This window comes from Leptolyngbya sp. CCY15150, assembly GCF_016888135.1.
In the GTDB taxonomy this organism is placed as follows: domain Bacteria; phylum Cyanobacteriota; class Cyanobacteriia; order RECH01; family RECH01; genus RECH01.
In genome coordinates this window covers 279,392-293,825 of the sequence record NZ_JACSWB010000278.1, presented here as the reverse complement: position 1 = coordinate 293,825, position 14,434 = coordinate 279,392, and the positions used below count along the sequence as shown (strand labels likewise).

Below are 14,434 nucleotides of genomic sequence, written 5' to 3'. Positions count from 1 at the left end.
GTCCGTGCATGTGTGAGGTGAGCTTCTCTGCTTATTGTAGGCAGGGGGAGACAACTTGGGGGAGGCTGCGGTTACTTGGCATCAACCAAGGGGGGCGGGGGATCGGGGGTGAGCACCACACAGCCAATACAAAGCCCCAGGGCGATCGCCCCCACTATTGCCAAGAACTCCGGTGCCAGGGCCTCCGGGGTCGGGATGATCCAGCCAAAGGACACAGCAGCGGCGGCTGTCCCGGCTAGATACATGCCGATGCCCAGCCCCGCGCGTTCACCAGGGACATGGGTGAGGGCAAAGGGAAAAGCCCCGTTGAAAATGCTGCTGAGGCTGAGGGGAAGCAACCCTGCGCAAAGGAGCCGCAGTCCTGAACTCGGCACCATGAGCAGCAAGGAGAAGGCGATAGTGGTGGCTAAGCCCAGGATGAGGATCGGGCGATTGCCGATTTTTCTCGCCAACCAGCCCGCAGGCAACGTCGCGGCCGCCAGCCCCAAGGCGACGAAGAACATCAAGCGATCGCCATTGAAATCTGGCTGCAGACTAAGCACAAATTTAGGAATATTCCCCATCACCAATCGCGTGCCCCAGCCAATGGTCAACCCGGCCAGACCAATGAACGTCAGCGGCCGCCACCCCGGCGATCGCATCTGCACCACCGGTGCCGCCGGCGGGGTAATCCGTCGCAACACAAAAGCCGCTCCCAAGAGCACCATGGATGCCACCCAGAAAGTCACCAAAGGGCCCAGGGCCAGCAGCCCCCGCTCTACCAAAGGTTTGGCTAGACCTACGAGCTGCTGGGCAAAAATGAGGCAACTGGCCACCAAGGGCAACTGGGGCACGCTGGAATAGATGAACAGCAGCGAAACAATCGGGCTGTGGAACAGGGTCATGGCGATCGCCCAGGCCACCAACAGAAAAATGATGGTCCAGCGAAAGGCTGCTCCACCAGCGATCGCCAGGGCCGGGATCAGAATAAACAGCGTCGCCGCTGCCACCACACCACTGGAAATAATCGGAAAACGCGTCCCCAACCAATGCAAACTACGATCGGACAGGCTCCCAGCAATGGGATAGACGGCGATCGCAATCCCACTTTCCACCATGAACAACAGCGCGATCGCCTCCCCCGGCAAGCCCATTTGGGCAAACAAATCAGGCATGTAGGCTCCATAGATCACCCACATCAAGGAGATGATCGCCTGAACCGTCGCCAGGGTAATCACTTGTCGCCAGAGAATTGTCGGGGCGGGGGCAGCAGAGGTCATGGCTTTCTCAGACGTATTTAGAAAGGACTTGGAAGGGAAACAACGGGATTTGTTTTCCTAATCTAACCGCAAGCTCGGGGGAATCCAACGGACAACGGTTCAACCCAACGACAAGGGGGAGGCAGATGACCCACCTCCCCCTTGAGGATAAAGTGCCGAACAGGATTGATATGCCAACGTCAGCCCGAGCAGCAGCGATGGAGAGCCAGTCCCACGACACCTATTGCAAGACTCAGTCCCAGGAATGCTTAATATTCCGGCACGGATGCATCCACTTCTCGGCTCCAAGCCTGAATACCGCCCTTCACATTGGTACCCTCAATGCCTGATTCTTTCAGGATCGCCAACGCCTTGGCCGATCGCCCGCCCATCTTGCAGTGGGCAATCAGGCGATGTCCATTGAGCACCTCTTTCACCTTGGCAATGCCATCACCATTTTCGATATCCGGCAGCGGCACCAGTACCGATCCCGGAATCTGGGCAATGTCGTACTCATTGGGATTGCGCACATCCAGCAGCACAAAATCATCCGCACCGCTATCGAGCAAGGCTTTCAGCTCCTGCACCGTCATTTCAGGAATCGCCATTTGCTGCTTAGCCTCCTCTGCCTTAGCTTGGGGAATTCCGCAGAACATTTCGTAGTCGATCAAGCCGTCGATCACCGGACGCACCGGGTTGGGGCGCAGCTTCAGCTCCCGGAAGGTCATATCCAAGGAGTTGTACAGCAACAGGCGACCGCTGAGGGTGGTGCCTTTGCCCAAAATAATCTTGATGGTTTCTGTTGCCTGAATCACGCCAATGATCCCCGGCAGAATTCCCAGCACGCCCCCTTCAGCGCAGGAGGGCACCAGGCCCGGCGGCGGCGGTTCGGGATATAGATCGCGGTAGTTGGGGCCATCCTCATAGTTGAAGACCGTGGCCTGCCCTTCAAAGCGGAAGATGGAGCCATAGACATTGGGCTTGTCGAGCAGCACACAGGCATCGTTCACCAGGTAGCGGGTGGGGAAGTTGTCGGTGCCATCCACCACAATGTCATAGGGACGGATGATATCGAGGGCATTGTCAGCACTGAGGCGGGTTTCGTAGAGATCCACCTGGCAATTGGGGTTGATCTCAAGAATCCGATCCTTGGCAGACACAATTTTGGGCTTGCCCACCCAAGAGGTGCCGTGGATCACCTGACGCTGAAGGTTAGAGCGATCGACAATATCAAAATCAACGATGCCGATGCGCCCAACGCCCGCAGCAGCTAGATAGAGCAGCAGGGGAGAGCCAAGCCCACCGGTGCCAATACAGAGCACGCTGGCAGCCTTGAGCCGTTTTTGCCCCTCCAACCCCACCTCCGGCAAGATGAGGTGGCGAGAGTAGCGATCGTATTCATCGCGGCTAAGCTGGATGTCGTCCAGATTCGGGTTCAACATAGCAAATCTAACGGTAGTGAGTGGTGGGTATGGGGAAACGACAAGAGACGAAAACGAGATAGGGCAACCCAGAATTCAGCTAGGAGCGATCGCCCCCCTTGTGCTGAATGACGATTGGTTCAGCCTGAAACTGATGGTGTGGGTCTAACTTCCAGCATAAAAGGTCTTGGGGAACGCCGTGGTGAACTGAAACGATGATGTAAGAATAGTCCGGCCAAGCGCAGAGGCGATCGCATTCTGACGGACGGGCGGGATGGTCGGGGTGGGAATGGTAAATCCCAATTAAATTGGGGGTTCCGTCCCGATGGGTCAGGGTGCGGGCATAGCGCTGGGCCTGCAGTAAATCGCGGGGATCAATCCAATATCGGCGCGATCGCTTGTCCTGCTGACGATCAACAACCAGGGACGGCTGAGCATTCGCCATCTGTTCAGCGGCGTCCATGTCCCAAGCATTGCGGGTGGGAATCACCTCTAGCAGCGATCGCTGGCCATCTGGAGTCGTGATGCCAATCAACAATCCACAGCATTCGTCTGGATACGTCTGCTGGGCATGGTCGAACAGCATCGCAGCATGATCAGAAGTGAGATGCACAGCGGCCCTTGTCCCTTCCATGAACCATAAGACAACAGTTTTTCATTGTAAGCCCGGAACGAGGGTCTCAGGGCATTGGGTCTAGGGAAAAATATTGCAAAATATTACGCTCTCTCAGCAGATGTGCGATCGCCCCAGGTAACGTATCATCATACCCGCAGAGCGATCGCAGAGTGGATTGAGCGCTATGGGTGGTTGGATGAAAATAGCCTCCGCAGGCGGTGCGGCCTTGTTCAGCCTAAGCGGGCTGCAGGGCTGTGGGATGGTTCCAGCTAGGAATGTTAGGTCTACCCCATCGTCGTCGGAGAATCTTGCCCCCCAAGAAACGGTGACCAGTTTGGATGGCACCATTGCGTTAACCTTGCCGAAAGGATGGCAGCGTGATCAAAATCTTCATGATCATGCCGAGCTGCAAATATCCTATGAAGCTGAACAGCTTTATATCATTGTCTTGAGGGATCTAAAAGCATCAGGCGGCGATCGCTCCGATCTATCCATTGACGATCACGCTATCCTCACCCTCAATGCCCTCAGCAGTCGTCTCGTGGAACCCACCATCAGTCCACCCACGGCTATACGGCGCATTGGTTCCTACCAAGCCCGACAAGTAGACGTACAAGGCTATCTAGACAGCGTAGCCGTCACCTACCTGCACACCACGATCGAAACTCGCTATGCCTTCTATCAAATCCTAGCTTGGACAGACCCGGAACAGTTTGACAGCCATCGAGAACAGCTTCAAAGGGTGATCAATAGCTTCCAAGAACGCTCCCAGCCTCTGCCCGACGAATCTCTGCTCGACGAACCCGAACCTAACGGAGCAGCATCGGACGGTGAGGACAACGATGCAGCGCCCAACCCAGCAGAGCCGAACGAGTCCCCTGGCAGCGAGGACAATGATGCAGCCTCTGAGGAGCAAGCACCTAGCGATCGAGAGCCAGAAGACCCTGAACCCTTGCCGGAAGGAGAGGGCGATCGCCCCAATGATGACCCGGAGAGCGATCGCTCCGAGCCAGATATCACGAACGAGCCCAATCCGGATGGCCCCGATGCCGATCAGCAGAATCCCTAAAACCGGCGAATCGCTTGCAGAGCCCATAAAACCCCGGTTCCAATCGATAGCAACAGCAGCAGCGATAGGATAATCCCTGGCAAAAACGTCAGCAGTCCCACGCCTCGGAGGATCCAAATGACTAGCGTGCTCGCCAAACAGCCCAAAAAAATCTTGGTTTCAAGCCGCAATGTTTGTAACATATCTACCTTCTATGGCGTTCTTACTATGGCGCTCATGGCTTCTAGAGCTATTCACACCGTAGCAACTACGGGAAGACGGCCTGCAAAATCGGCCAGGTTTTCACCATACGGTCAAACATGTCCGTAGTTTGCCGGAAAAAACCATAAATTTTTGCCCAGAGTTATTAAGTTTTAGTAGTTTCTCGGAGTTTTTTATAAAGAAGTGGCGAGTAAAACGGAACTATCGGGGAAGCTTGAAGGAGTATGTTCGGGTTGACTGATCCAAATCCATTCACCTGAGTGAGAATTCATGACTGCATTTCTGATAACCGCTAACGACGCCCCTTCATCGTCAGCGACAGACATAAGCAAGACGGCATTACTCAACGGCGAGGTGCTTCTAGAAGCGCGACCGCACAGCGCTTGGGGAGGCGCGGTCACAGCCCAAATCTATGTGCCTTTGATCCGTTATGAGGTTTGGCAACATCTCACCAACTACCCGCGCTGGGTGGAGTATTTTCCCAATCTGACCCAGAGCGCCGTTCTTTCCAAAGCAGGCCTCTCAAAATCTATTCGGCTTTATCAAGCAGCCCGCAAAGAATTTCTGTTGCTGAAGGTGCAAGTTGAAATCTACCTGCGAGTCTTTGAAATTGTGCAGGCCGATCACCAACAGGTGCAGTTTTGCATGGAGCAGGGCAGCTTTTCAGATTTCTACGCCAATCTTAAAGTACAAGATTTCGGCTCAGGCACCTTGCTCACCTACGGGGTCAGCGCAACACCGTCGATTCCAGTACCCAGTTTGCTGGTTCAGCAAGCGATTCGACTAGACTTGCCCAACAACCTCCGCACCCTGCGCCAAGTCCTTTGCGGTTCGTGAATCGCTGACACAAGGAACACCACGGCAGACCTATCAGTCTCTAAACTTGTCCAGCAGGTTTTTCCAAGATCCTGCTAGAGTCTATACCAGGGTTCATGCAGCTAGCAATTGGCTGAGGGTTTTGGGTTCTAAAACGCCAAACTGCATGGCTCATCGTTATGTATAGATCGGTTTTTACTCAAGTGTTATGAGGGTTTGGTGAGGTTTATGTCTCTTGTAAAGCGTTTGACTCGTCGGTTCTTCTCGGCTGCGGCGATCGCCACCTGTTTGTTAACTGGAACCACCATCACAGTCATGGCTCAGGGGTTGCCAGGTCTAACCATTTTCAGCGGAGTTGATGACGGCTATGAGTTGGGCTATCGCCTAGATAACCAAGGCCGCTCCAACCGCTTTGATCGCTATCGATTGAGAATTCCACCGGAAAAAATGGAATTCGCTGTATCTCGGTTTTCCATTACCTACCCAGACAACTACCGCATTAATTTCAATATTGATAATGTTGATATTGAAGTCAAAGTTGATGGGGAAGAGGTTGTTATTGATGAAGCCAACTGGGATGTAGACAATCGCGTCATTGATATCTATCCCCAGGCAGAAGTGCCCGCCAATAGCTCCGTAGAAGTCATCCTAGACAACATTCGTAACCCCCGCGCAGGGTTTTACTACTTCAATGCGCTGATTTATTCTCCAGGAGATTTACCCCTCGGTCGCTACGTCGGCACCTGGATTCTCAACCTAGGAGGCTAGGGCGCGATCGCAACCCTAATCTCAAGGCAACAGTCAGCATAGGCCATCTCATCTAGCGCTCTGGTCATGACTACCGCTATTGACGAAAGCACGCCTGACTTATATAGTGTTAGACTGTGCTTCCGGCATAATCAGATTTTAAAGAAGAGTTGGGTTCGTCATGACTAAGCGTACTCTCGGCGGTACTAGCCGCAAGCGCAAGAGAACATCAGGCTTTCGCGCTCGGATGCGGACAAAAAATGGACAACGGGTTATCAAGGCAAGACGCAATAAAGGTCGTGCTCGCCTAAGTGTCTAGGTTTTTACCATAGACACCTTGATGACGCCATGACAGGTTTGATCATGGATACACTTTCTCCCCGAACCAATGTTTGGGGAGAGTTTTGTGTAGTCATAACCGCTATCTTGTTTTAGTTGATCGACCTAAGCAGTTCGCGTTTTGCCCCTCTCCTGCTTCCAGAAAAGGCAAGGCAGCCTTAGGTAGGGCCTATCAGGCTCCCAGAGTCGTCATGTGCTATCCCTAGGCATCTAGGTAAGGACATCTAGGCTAACGGCTGATTAGGTTAGCGTATGGCAAAACCTGAAAAGCTGATCAAGCTCTCCTAAAGGGTGGTTCAGCCCTTCAGAACGTACTATTAACTGCGGTCAGTATCTGTTGTGTCTCTTGCTTCCCAGTATCGACTTCGGCAGCGCAAAGATTTCAGCACCGTTTATCGGCATGGACTGCGGTGTCAGGGCAACGTTCTCACCCTGAGAGCGCTGCACCACGACGCAACGTCGGAGAAGGGCTCTCAGCCTTCTCGCCTTGGGGTATCCATCAGCCACAAGGTCAGCAAGCGGGCCGTCAACCGGAATCGGATCAAACGTCAAATTAAAGCAGCATTTCGCTATCTTTTGCCTGATGTGGCCAGGGGTTGGTGGCTCGTCATTGTGGTGAATCCCTCGGCGCTTCAGTGCGATTATGAGCAATTTCTGAGAGAATTGGAAGAGTTGCTGATACATGCAGAGGTCATTGATGGGCATTCGAGAAGACGTGCAGTATGAAGGTGGGCCCCATGTGGGCGACCTAATCATCAACATCCTGCTGGGGTTTACCGTGATCTGCCTACCGCTCACCGTGGGGGCGATTGTCCGAGCTATTTGGTTGCGCTATCGCATTACCGATCGCCGGATTTCCATTACCGGAGGCTGGCTAGGGCGCGATCGCTCCGATGTGATCTATTCCCAAGTTTCTAAAATTGTCAAAGTTCCCCGCGCACTAGGCATCTGGGGCGATATGGTGGTGACGTTGAAAGACGGCAGCCGTCTAGAAATGAAGGCGGTTCCCCGATTTCGCGAACTATACGACTACATGAACGAACGGATTGCAGCCAAGGCTGATAAGAAGCCACCGAAAACAAAATCTGCATAAGCCATCCACTATCGTCTTCCCGTTCGCTAAAAAAGCGTCATATTTAAGGGAACGTAGTCCATTCAATCCACCTCCCATCACCACAGCTCGATGGGTACGGTTGAGATGACCTCTTGCCTCGCTACAATACACTTAGATTTCAAATAGACTAGATTCAGAGCAACTTAGGTTGGTATAGCAAGCATGGATTTTGGTATCGGTTTTCTCTCCAACAACGTAATGCTGCCGATCCTAGATTTTTTCTACGGGATTGTGCCCAGTTACGGTCTGGCGATCGTGGCTCTGACGCTGGTCATTCGATTTGCGCTATACCCATTGAGTGCTGGCTCGATTCGCAGTATGCGCCGAATGCGAGTGGCTCAGCCAGAGATGCAGAAACGGGTCAAAGAGGTGCAAGAGCGCTACAAGGATGACCCGGTCAAGCAACGGGAAGCCATGGGTGATGTGTACAAAGAGTTTGGCAACCCGCTTTCCGGGTGTTTCCCAGTTCTTTTGCAAATGCCCATCCTCTTTGCGCTGTTTGCAACCCTGCGGGGATCACCGTTTGCCGATATCACCTACACCGTAGACCTGCAAATTTTTCCCCAGGAAAAAATTGAGCAGATCCAGCCCCAAGTCTATGCCACGAAACCTCAAAATATTTATGTGGTTGATGGTTACCACGTGCCCATCACAGCCTTAATTCCCGGTGGAAATCGCCTGGTTGAGGGAGAGAAGACAAAAGTCGATTTCCAAACGACGGAAGGTAAGCCTCTACGGGAATTGTTGGCGGAACAGCCCGATAGTGAAGTGACGCCCGTATGGACGGTCACCAAGGGTGAAGAACATGTGATCCTCAAAGAGGACGGCACGATTGAAGCCCTTGACCCTGGCGAAGTAACCCTTCAAGGCAAATTGACGGGCTTAGCTGCCAATAAGGGCTTCCTGTTTATTAAAGCCCTAGGACGCATCGGTGCCGTGGGCGATGGCGGCGAAATCCATTGGGATATCGTTGGCATGGTGTTGTTCTTTGGGCTTAGCCTCTACCTCAACCAACAGCTATCGGGGCAAGGGCAGAGTAGTGCCAATGCCAACCCTCAACAGGCGGCGGTCAATAAAGCTACCCCGATTTTATTTTCAGGGATGTTTTTGATCTTTCCACTGCCGGCTGGGGTGTTGATGTACATGGTGATTGCCAATATCTTCCAAACAGCTCAAACCTTCATCCTGTCCCGCGAACCCTTGCCTGAAAATCTGCAGAAAATCGTAGATGCTCAGGAAAAGCAGGAAGAAGAGAAAGAGCGGCTGCCCTTTGAACCTGGCACTCGGGGCAAAAAGGACAAGGAGGAGGCTGCTCCTGAGGCGGCTAAAACACCCAAGGCGCGCTCCACGCCCAAGAGTGACAGCAAGCGATCGTCTAAGAAAAAGTCTTAAGGGGCAGATATGACAGACCAGCAACTGCAGCGCGGACAACAGTGGCTTGAAACATTGCTGACCCATGCAGGTCTACCGGCAACCGTCACCCTTGATGGCGATCGCTTAGCATCGGAGGGCAGTTGCTGGTTGGTCATGGATGCAGCAGCCTTTACGCCCGAGCAAACAGCATCCCTTGTGGGAGAGAAGGGTTTAGGTCTAGATGCCATTCAATATCTAGCTAATACCATTCTGAACCTTGGACAGCCTGAAACAGAACAGCAGGCCTACACGGTGGAACTAGACGGCTATCGCGCCCATCGTCAAGCCGAGCTGCAGGACATGGCAAAAGCGATCGCTGCCCAAGTGCAAGAAACCGGTGAGCCTGCGGAGATGACCGGACTTTCATCGGCAGAACGCCGCCAAGTGCATACCTTCTTGAAAGAGTTTGATGACCTAGAGACGGAAAGCGTTGGACGGGAACCCGATCGCCGCTTAGTGGTTCGTCAGGCTCAGGCGTGATCTAGACAGACTTTCGTGAGGAGCAGGGCACATGGCCACTCGATTGCAGCCGATTCACATACCCCAATTGCTGCGGGCACCGGAACGTACGGATGTCACCCAGGTTCAGGAGTACCTACCGGATCTAGAAACATTGATGCCGGTTCAAGGCGTCATCCAAGTGACCCACAACACCACCTATCTCGATGTGCGGGCCCAAGCTGAGACGATTGTCACCCTCACCTGCGATCGCTGCCTCAAGCAATACAACCACCGCCTTACCGTCGATGCCTCTGAACTGATCTGGTTATCCGATGGATCTGAAGATGAAGCCAGCAACTTGGTCGAAAAAGAGACGTTGCTCGACGACTTGGTAGAATCGATCTCCCCCCAAGGGCACTTTGACTTGGGCGCTTGGCTCTATGAACAGCTTTGCCTCGCCTTCCCCCATCGTCAGATTTGTGATGAAACCTGCGCGGGCATTCCCTTAGAAACCATGAGTACGCCAGCGTTAGTCGATCATCGCTGGGCATCCCTAGCGCAGCTCAAATCCCAGATGGATCAAACCTAAAGAGTTTTTCGGGAACAGTCCGGACGGGATCACCTAGATCCGTAGAAAGGAATGGTAGATGCACCCTGATTCAGACCTCGGAGCCGTTGGCTCCGGGGTTTTCTTTTTGGATTTATTCCTGGCTTAGGGCGTCAGCGCCACTTGGGGCGTCAACAACATTACCGTTTGACCATTGACCACCATCGTCGTAAATCCAGCATCACCAGCCCTCTGCAGCAGGGAAACGGCGATCGCTGCATCGGAGGTGAGCGTGGCCAGCAGATAGGGGCGTTGTTGATAGACCACTAGCCCCACAGACGATCCTAGGCTCTCTTGAAGGGCGATCGCCACATTGGGATCATTAAAATAATCTACTAAAACAGCATAGCCCCGCCCTAAAGGTTGAGGACGATAGCCCAATCCAGCTACACCTAAAGCAGGTTCCGCTGTTGTCGGCGCATCCGTTCCCTGACTAGGTGCAGGACTGGCAGGCGCATTGGGTGTCGGACTCGTCGATCCGGCTGGCGGCACCATCGGAAAATCCGCAGCGCTCAGACCAGGAGACTCGGTTGTCGGTTCAGGCGCGGGCGATTCAGACGCGGGCGGTTCAGAGGCGGGTGGAGGCTGATCCGGCACAACCTCAGGGACAGGCGTCGGGCTCGACACCTCATCCACAACGCTGCCCACGGCAGCCGATGGACGGGCAACAACGACATCAAGGCCACCAATATCGGTTAAATACTGTGCCCAGGTATTCGCCGTGTCCGGTTCCGTAAAACCGCCCACCCGAGTCACATCTTGCTCTAGATAGCGGCAGCGGGTGATCTCCGCATTGGGGGGCAGGGTCTGCCGAAGCTGGGTCTCGGTTGCATCCGAGTCATTCACCACCAGCAACAGATATTCTCCATCGGCTGGGGGTTGGCAATCTGCTAAGGATTGGGCGATCGCCCCCGGCTGGATGATCAGGGGCGTAGCGATCGCGATCGCTGCCCCCAATTGTCGAAGCACCATTGTTCGAATCGCCATGGAATCAGTCCTCCCGATTGGATGTAGGTTTCACCCGGCTGCCTGCTATGGGCAACGTTTAGAGGGCAACGTTTAGGACGCTGCCACTAACGACGCCAAGGGATTGGGAATGGACTCCGAAGGAGCCTGAAATTCACCCGTCAGCACAAACTCAAGGCGCAGCTTCAGCCAGACAATAAACGACTTATTGGTCGATACGACAGCGGCCGCAGGCTGGGGACAGGCTGCTTTCACGGTGGCCAACTCTGGCGCATCTAAAAAGGCAGGTTGATGCACCAACCAAAAATCGACCTCGCGCTCCTGCTCCTGATAGTAGCGATGACGCTCCTTGAGCACTTCATCCAACGGTTCTTCTTCGGTCAAAAATTTTTCGCTTGCTAAAACAAAGTAGTAGGTTTCCATGGATTTAGATGTGAATTTAACGTGGTTTGAACATGCACAGACAAAGATTAACGCCCGACGCCAAGGGGTAAAACGAAGCCTAGCTATGAGAGCGATCGCCCCCGACTAGACCGACTAGATCTAGAAGTCACCGCGCATCACCTGCTTCATTTCGCGCACCGCCCGCTCTAGACCCACCAAGGCAGCCCGGCTGATGATGGTATGCCCAATATTGAGTTCCTCCATCCCCTCCAGACAGGCCACGGGATAGGTGTTCCAGTAAGTGAGCCCATGACCGGCATTCACCCGCAGCCCCGCCGCGATCGCCCGCTGACACCCTGCCGCCAGCAGGGCCAGCTCCTGGGCTCGTTCCGCCTCTTGGTGAGCCTCAGCATAGCGCCCCGTATGGAGTTCGATAAACTGCGCCTGCACCGCTGCTGAAGCATCGATTTGGGCTGGATCCGCATCAATAAAGAGACTGACGGGAATACCTGCCTGCTGTAGGGTGGCAACGACCTGCGCCATGCGATCGCGCTGCCCAGCAATATCTAGCCCGCCTTCGGTAGTCACCTCTTGCCGCCGTTCGGGAACCAGGGTGACATAATCGGGCTGGATGTCTAGAGCGATCGCCACCATCTCCTCTGTGGCGGCCATCTCCAAGTTCAGATGGGTTCTCACCGTTTGCCGCAGCAGACGCACATCCCGATCTTGAATATGTCTCCGATCTTCCCGAAGATGAACCGTAATGCCATCGGCCCCGGCCAGTTCCGCCAGCACCGCCGCCGCCACTGGATCAGGCTCGACCGTTCGTCGCGCTTGACGAAGGGTAGCAATATGGTCGATGTTGACCCCCAAGGTAGGCAAGATAGTCCTCCTAATTGCGTAGAGTGAGTGCAGAACATCCATGGGTAGGTATGACCACAATCCTTGAGGTCTGCCCTGTCTAGGATTTGAAGCCTAGGACTTGGATAAACTGCACATTTGCCATCTTACCCGACTCAGCAGGGGGTTGTTCGACCTATTTTCAAGGCGATACGCCCCACAGACCCACGGAGAATCCGATAGGTTGGCGTTCGTCATCCAATATTCCAGCAAACAGGACGGCAAACATCAGGGTTTCACGACTAAGTTTTCCGGGGAGAGTCGTGAGAAAAGCCATTCCGTACCCGCATAATAGAGGTTTAGTCGTTCAATACCGTAAAAATCATGGGGCGCGCCAAAAAAGTTGTACTGGCCTATTCGGGTGGGGTTGATACCTCCGTATGTATTCCCTACCTCAAACATGAGTGGGGGGTTGAGGAAGTCATTACCCTAGCAGCCGATCTAGGTCAGGGAGATGAGCTAGAGCCAATTCGGGTGAAAGCGCTCAAGTCTGGGGCCAACGAATCCATCGTGGCGGATCTCACGACAGAATTTATTGAAAATTATGCCTTTCCCTCTATTCAAGCCAATGCCCTCTATGAAAATCGCTATCCGTTATCGACCGCACTAGCCCGCCCATTAATTGCCAAGCGATTGGTGGAAGTGGCGGCGGAGTATGGCGCTGATGCGGTCGCCCATGGCTGTACCGGTAAGGGCAATGACCAAGTGCGGTTTGACGTGGCGATCGCTGCCCTAAACCCCGACATCAAGGTGCTAGCGCCAGCTCGGGAATGGGGCATGAGCCGTGAAGAGACCATTGCCTACGGTGAGCGCTATGGCATTGAATCGCCGGTGAAAAAATCATCGCCCTACAGCATCGATCGCAACCTCCTGGGTCGCAGTATCGAAGCTGGGCCACTAGAAGATCCTTGGCACGAGCCCCTCGAAGAAATCTATCTGCTCACCCAAGCGATCGCCAACACCCCCGACGAACCGGAGTATGTGAACATCAGCTTCGAGCAAGGTCTGCCCACAGCGCTTAACGACACCCCCCTCGCACCGGTTGAGCTGATCAGCCAACTGAACGAGACCGTGGGTCGCCATGGCGTTGGTCGGATTGACATGATCGAAAACCGCCTCGTCGGCATCAAGTCGCGGGAAATCTATGAAGCCCCAGCGTTGATTGTCCTCATTCAAGCGCACCGCGATCTCGAAAGCTTAGTGCTCACCGCCGATGTTAGCCACTACAAGCGCGGCATCGAAGAAACCTACTCCCAATTGGTCTACAACGGCCTGTGGTATAGCCCCTTGAAGCTGGCTCTAGATGCCTTCATTCAACAAACCCAAACGCGGGTGACCGGGAAGGTGCGGGTGAAGCTGTTTAAGGGCACAGCCACCGTGGTGGCTCGCCAAGCCGAAACCTCCCTCTATACGCCTGACCTGGCCACCTACGGTGCCGATGATCAGTTTGATCACAAGGCAGCGGAAGGGTTTATCTACGTATGGGGTCTGCCCACGCGGGTATGGTCTCAAAAGCTACGCCAAACCCCCTAGGGGGCGATCGCAGTCCCAGCGCCGGGTAGCCACTGAGCGCTGGGGCTGTAGATTATAAATGCGCTAGGATGCTGAGATGTAAGCAGCGATGGATCGCTATGGAGCAAGACTCTCTGCCCACAGAGATCATTCTGAGTCATTCCCACGAAACCCTAGATCGCGTGATGTTAGAGGGGCATCCTCAGCCTGGCTCATACCTAGAGCTAGCGGGGAAAACCTACACCGTATTAGAGCGACGGCATCGCTACCAGCTTCGAGATGGGCGATATCAGCTTCACACCATTGTCCTATCCGTTCAAGCTAGCCCTCGCCCCGATGAAAAATCTTGGGTGAACGGTCGCTGGACGCTAGGTGATGCCACCTGCCGCTTTCATGCCGGCTCAGAACTCGTGCGTTGCGCCGTATATCCATCTGGCCCCTGTTATGGCTGTCGGTTTTATGAGCCTGCCGTCGGTCAATCGTGATGGAAGTTTGTTATGTTGAGCGTAGTCTGCAAGCAGATGTGGTGGGCTTTTGGGGATGTAGACATGCTGAAAGTCGACCCTTTGTAAGGTGGAAGGTGTGGACGGCAAGGGGAAGGAAACAGACATGGGAATGCTCCCATAACTCCCCGGTTTCTACCCAGGTAT

Annotated in this window: 18 protein-coding genes; 11 read left to right on the top strand and 7 right to left on the bottom strand. The window is 54.0% G+C overall.

All coding sequences use genetic code 11. The features are described from left to right. Positions 1-71: 71 nt before the first annotated feature. The 3 genes from JUJ53_RS21845 to JUJ53_RS21835 all read right to left on the bottom strand — a co-directional run bounded on the left by JUJ53_RS21845 (position 72) and on the right by JUJ53_RS21835 (position 3,245). Positions 72-1,259, bottom strand: coding sequence for a hypothetical protein (locus JUJ53_RS21845; RefSeq protein WP_204154133.1), 1,188 nt, complete (start codon positions 1,257-1,259; stop codon positions 72-74). Positions 1,260-1,507: 248 nt separating this feature from the next. Beyond that, a complete protein-coding gene (gene moeB, locus JUJ53_RS21840; protein ID WP_204154132.1) occupies positions 1,508-2,680 on the bottom strand; it encodes a molybdopterin-synthase adenylyltransferase MoeB in 1,173 nt (390 codons plus the stop codon). Between the two features lie 79 nt (positions 2,681-2,759). After that, positions 2,760-3,245 carry a M67 family metallopeptidase gene (locus tag JUJ53_RS21835; RefSeq protein ID WP_239125265.1) on the bottom strand — a complete coding sequence of 162 codons (486 nt, stop codon included), beginning with the start codon at positions 3,243-3,245 and terminating at the stop codon, positions 2,760-2,762. Positions 3,246-3,471: 226 nt separating this feature from the next. Between JUJ53_RS21835 and JUJ53_RS21830 the strand changes: the two genes are divergently transcribed. Then, on the top strand, positions 3,472-4,344 hold the full coding sequence (locus JUJ53_RS21830) for a hypothetical protein (RefSeq protein WP_204154130.1): 873 nt from the start codon (positions 3,472-3,474) through the stop codon (positions 4,342-4,344). On the opposite strand, the gene JUJ53_RS21825 is transcribed toward JUJ53_RS21830, so the two are convergent. Further along, positions 4,341-4,526 carry a hypothetical protein gene (locus JUJ53_RS21825; RefSeq protein ID WP_204154129.1) on the bottom strand — a complete coding sequence of 62 codons (186 nt, stop codon included), beginning with the start codon at positions 4,524-4,526 and terminating at the stop codon, positions 4,341-4,343. The genes JUJ53_RS21830 and JUJ53_RS21825 overlap by 4 nt on opposite strands. 289 nt (positions 4,527-4,815) lie before the next feature. Here JUJ53_RS21825 and JUJ53_RS21820 point away from each other — a divergent pair, with 289 nt between their 5' ends. From JUJ53_RS21820 to JUJ53_RS21785, 8 genes are all read left to right on the top strand, one after another. Continuing rightward, the gene (locus JUJ53_RS21820) at positions 4,816-5,382 is read left to right on the top strand and encodes an SRPBCC family protein (protein ID WP_204154128.1); all 567 of its coding nucleotides are present in this window, start codon (positions 4,816-4,818) and stop codon (positions 5,380-5,382) included. Between the two features lie 207 nt (positions 5,383-5,589). Continuing rightward, complete coding sequence (locus JUJ53_RS21815; RefSeq protein ID WP_204154127.1) at positions 5,590-6,129, top strand: DUF2808 domain-containing protein; 540 nt, start codon at positions 5,590-5,592, stop codon at positions 6,127-6,129. Positions 6,130-6,289: 160 nt separating this feature from the next. Continuing rightward, entirely contained in the window at positions 6,290-6,427 is a 138-nt protein-coding gene (gene rpmH, locus JUJ53_RS21810; protein ID WP_204154126.1) for a 50S ribosomal protein L34, read from the top strand. Positions 6,428-6,786: 359 nt separating this feature from the next. Then, a complete protein-coding gene (rnpA, locus tag JUJ53_RS21805; RefSeq protein ID WP_204154125.1) occupies positions 6,787-7,173 on the top strand; it encodes a ribonuclease P protein component in 387 nt (128 codons plus the stop codon). Then, positions 7,145-7,540, top strand: a complete 396-nt coding sequence (locus tag JUJ53_RS21800; RefSeq protein ID WP_204154124.1) for a PH domain-containing protein — start codon at positions 7,145-7,147, stop codon at positions 7,538-7,540. The genes rnpA and JUJ53_RS21800 overlap by 29 nt, the downstream gene beginning before the upstream one ends. 183 nt (positions 7,541-7,723) lie before the next feature. Next, the gene (gene yidC / locus JUJ53_RS21795) at positions 7,724-8,953 is read left to right on the top strand and encodes a membrane protein insertase YidC (protein WP_204154123.1); all 1,230 of its coding nucleotides are present in this window, start codon (positions 7,724-7,726) and stop codon (positions 8,951-8,953) included. A gap of 9 nt (positions 8,954-8,962) precedes the next feature. Beyond that, positions 8,963-9,454 (top strand): R3H domain-containing nucleic acid-binding protein, encoded by a 492-nt coding sequence (locus JUJ53_RS21790; RefSeq protein ID WP_204154122.1) that lies wholly within the window; start codon positions 8,963-8,965, stop codon positions 9,452-9,454. Positions 9,455-9,497: 43 nt separating this feature from the next. After that, a complete protein-coding gene (locus tag JUJ53_RS21785; protein ID WP_204154182.1) occupies positions 9,498-10,004 on the top strand; it encodes a YceD family protein in 507 nt (168 codons plus the stop codon). A gap of 123 nt (positions 10,005-10,127) precedes the next feature. On the opposite strand, the gene JUJ53_RS21780 is transcribed toward JUJ53_RS21785, so the two are convergent. The 3 genes from JUJ53_RS21780 to JUJ53_RS21770 form a co-directional block, all read right to left on the bottom strand. Next, entirely contained in the window at positions 10,128-11,009 is an 882-nt protein-coding gene (locus tag JUJ53_RS21780; protein WP_204154121.1) for a hypothetical protein, read from the bottom strand. 72 nt (positions 11,010-11,081) lie between these two features. Further along, complete coding sequence (locus JUJ53_RS21775; protein WP_204154120.1) at positions 11,082-11,411, bottom strand: MgPME-cyclase complex family protein; 330 nt, start codon at positions 11,409-11,411, stop codon at positions 11,082-11,084. Positions 11,412-11,531: 120 nt separating this feature from the next. After that, the gene (locus JUJ53_RS21770; protein WP_204154119.1) at positions 11,532-12,254 is read right to left on the bottom strand and encodes a pyridoxine 5'-phosphate synthase; all 723 of its coding nucleotides are present in this window, start codon (positions 12,252-12,254) and stop codon (positions 11,532-11,534) included. A gap of 342 nt (positions 12,255-12,596) precedes the next feature. Between JUJ53_RS21770 and JUJ53_RS21765 the strand changes: the two genes are divergently transcribed. Both JUJ53_RS21765 and JUJ53_RS21760 read left to right on the top strand, forming a co-directional pair. After that, the gene (locus tag JUJ53_RS21765; RefSeq protein ID WP_204154118.1) at positions 12,597-13,805 is read left to right on the top strand and encodes an argininosuccinate synthase; all 1,209 of its coding nucleotides are present in this window, start codon (positions 12,597-12,599) and stop codon (positions 13,803-13,805) included. A gap of 98 nt (positions 13,806-13,903) precedes the next feature. Further along, positions 13,904-14,269 carry a DUF6464 family protein gene (locus JUJ53_RS21760; protein ID WP_204154117.1) on the top strand — a complete coding sequence of 122 codons (366 nt, stop codon included), beginning with the start codon at positions 13,904-13,906 and terminating at the stop codon, positions 14,267-14,269. Positions 14,270-14,434: the final 165 nt, after the last annotated feature.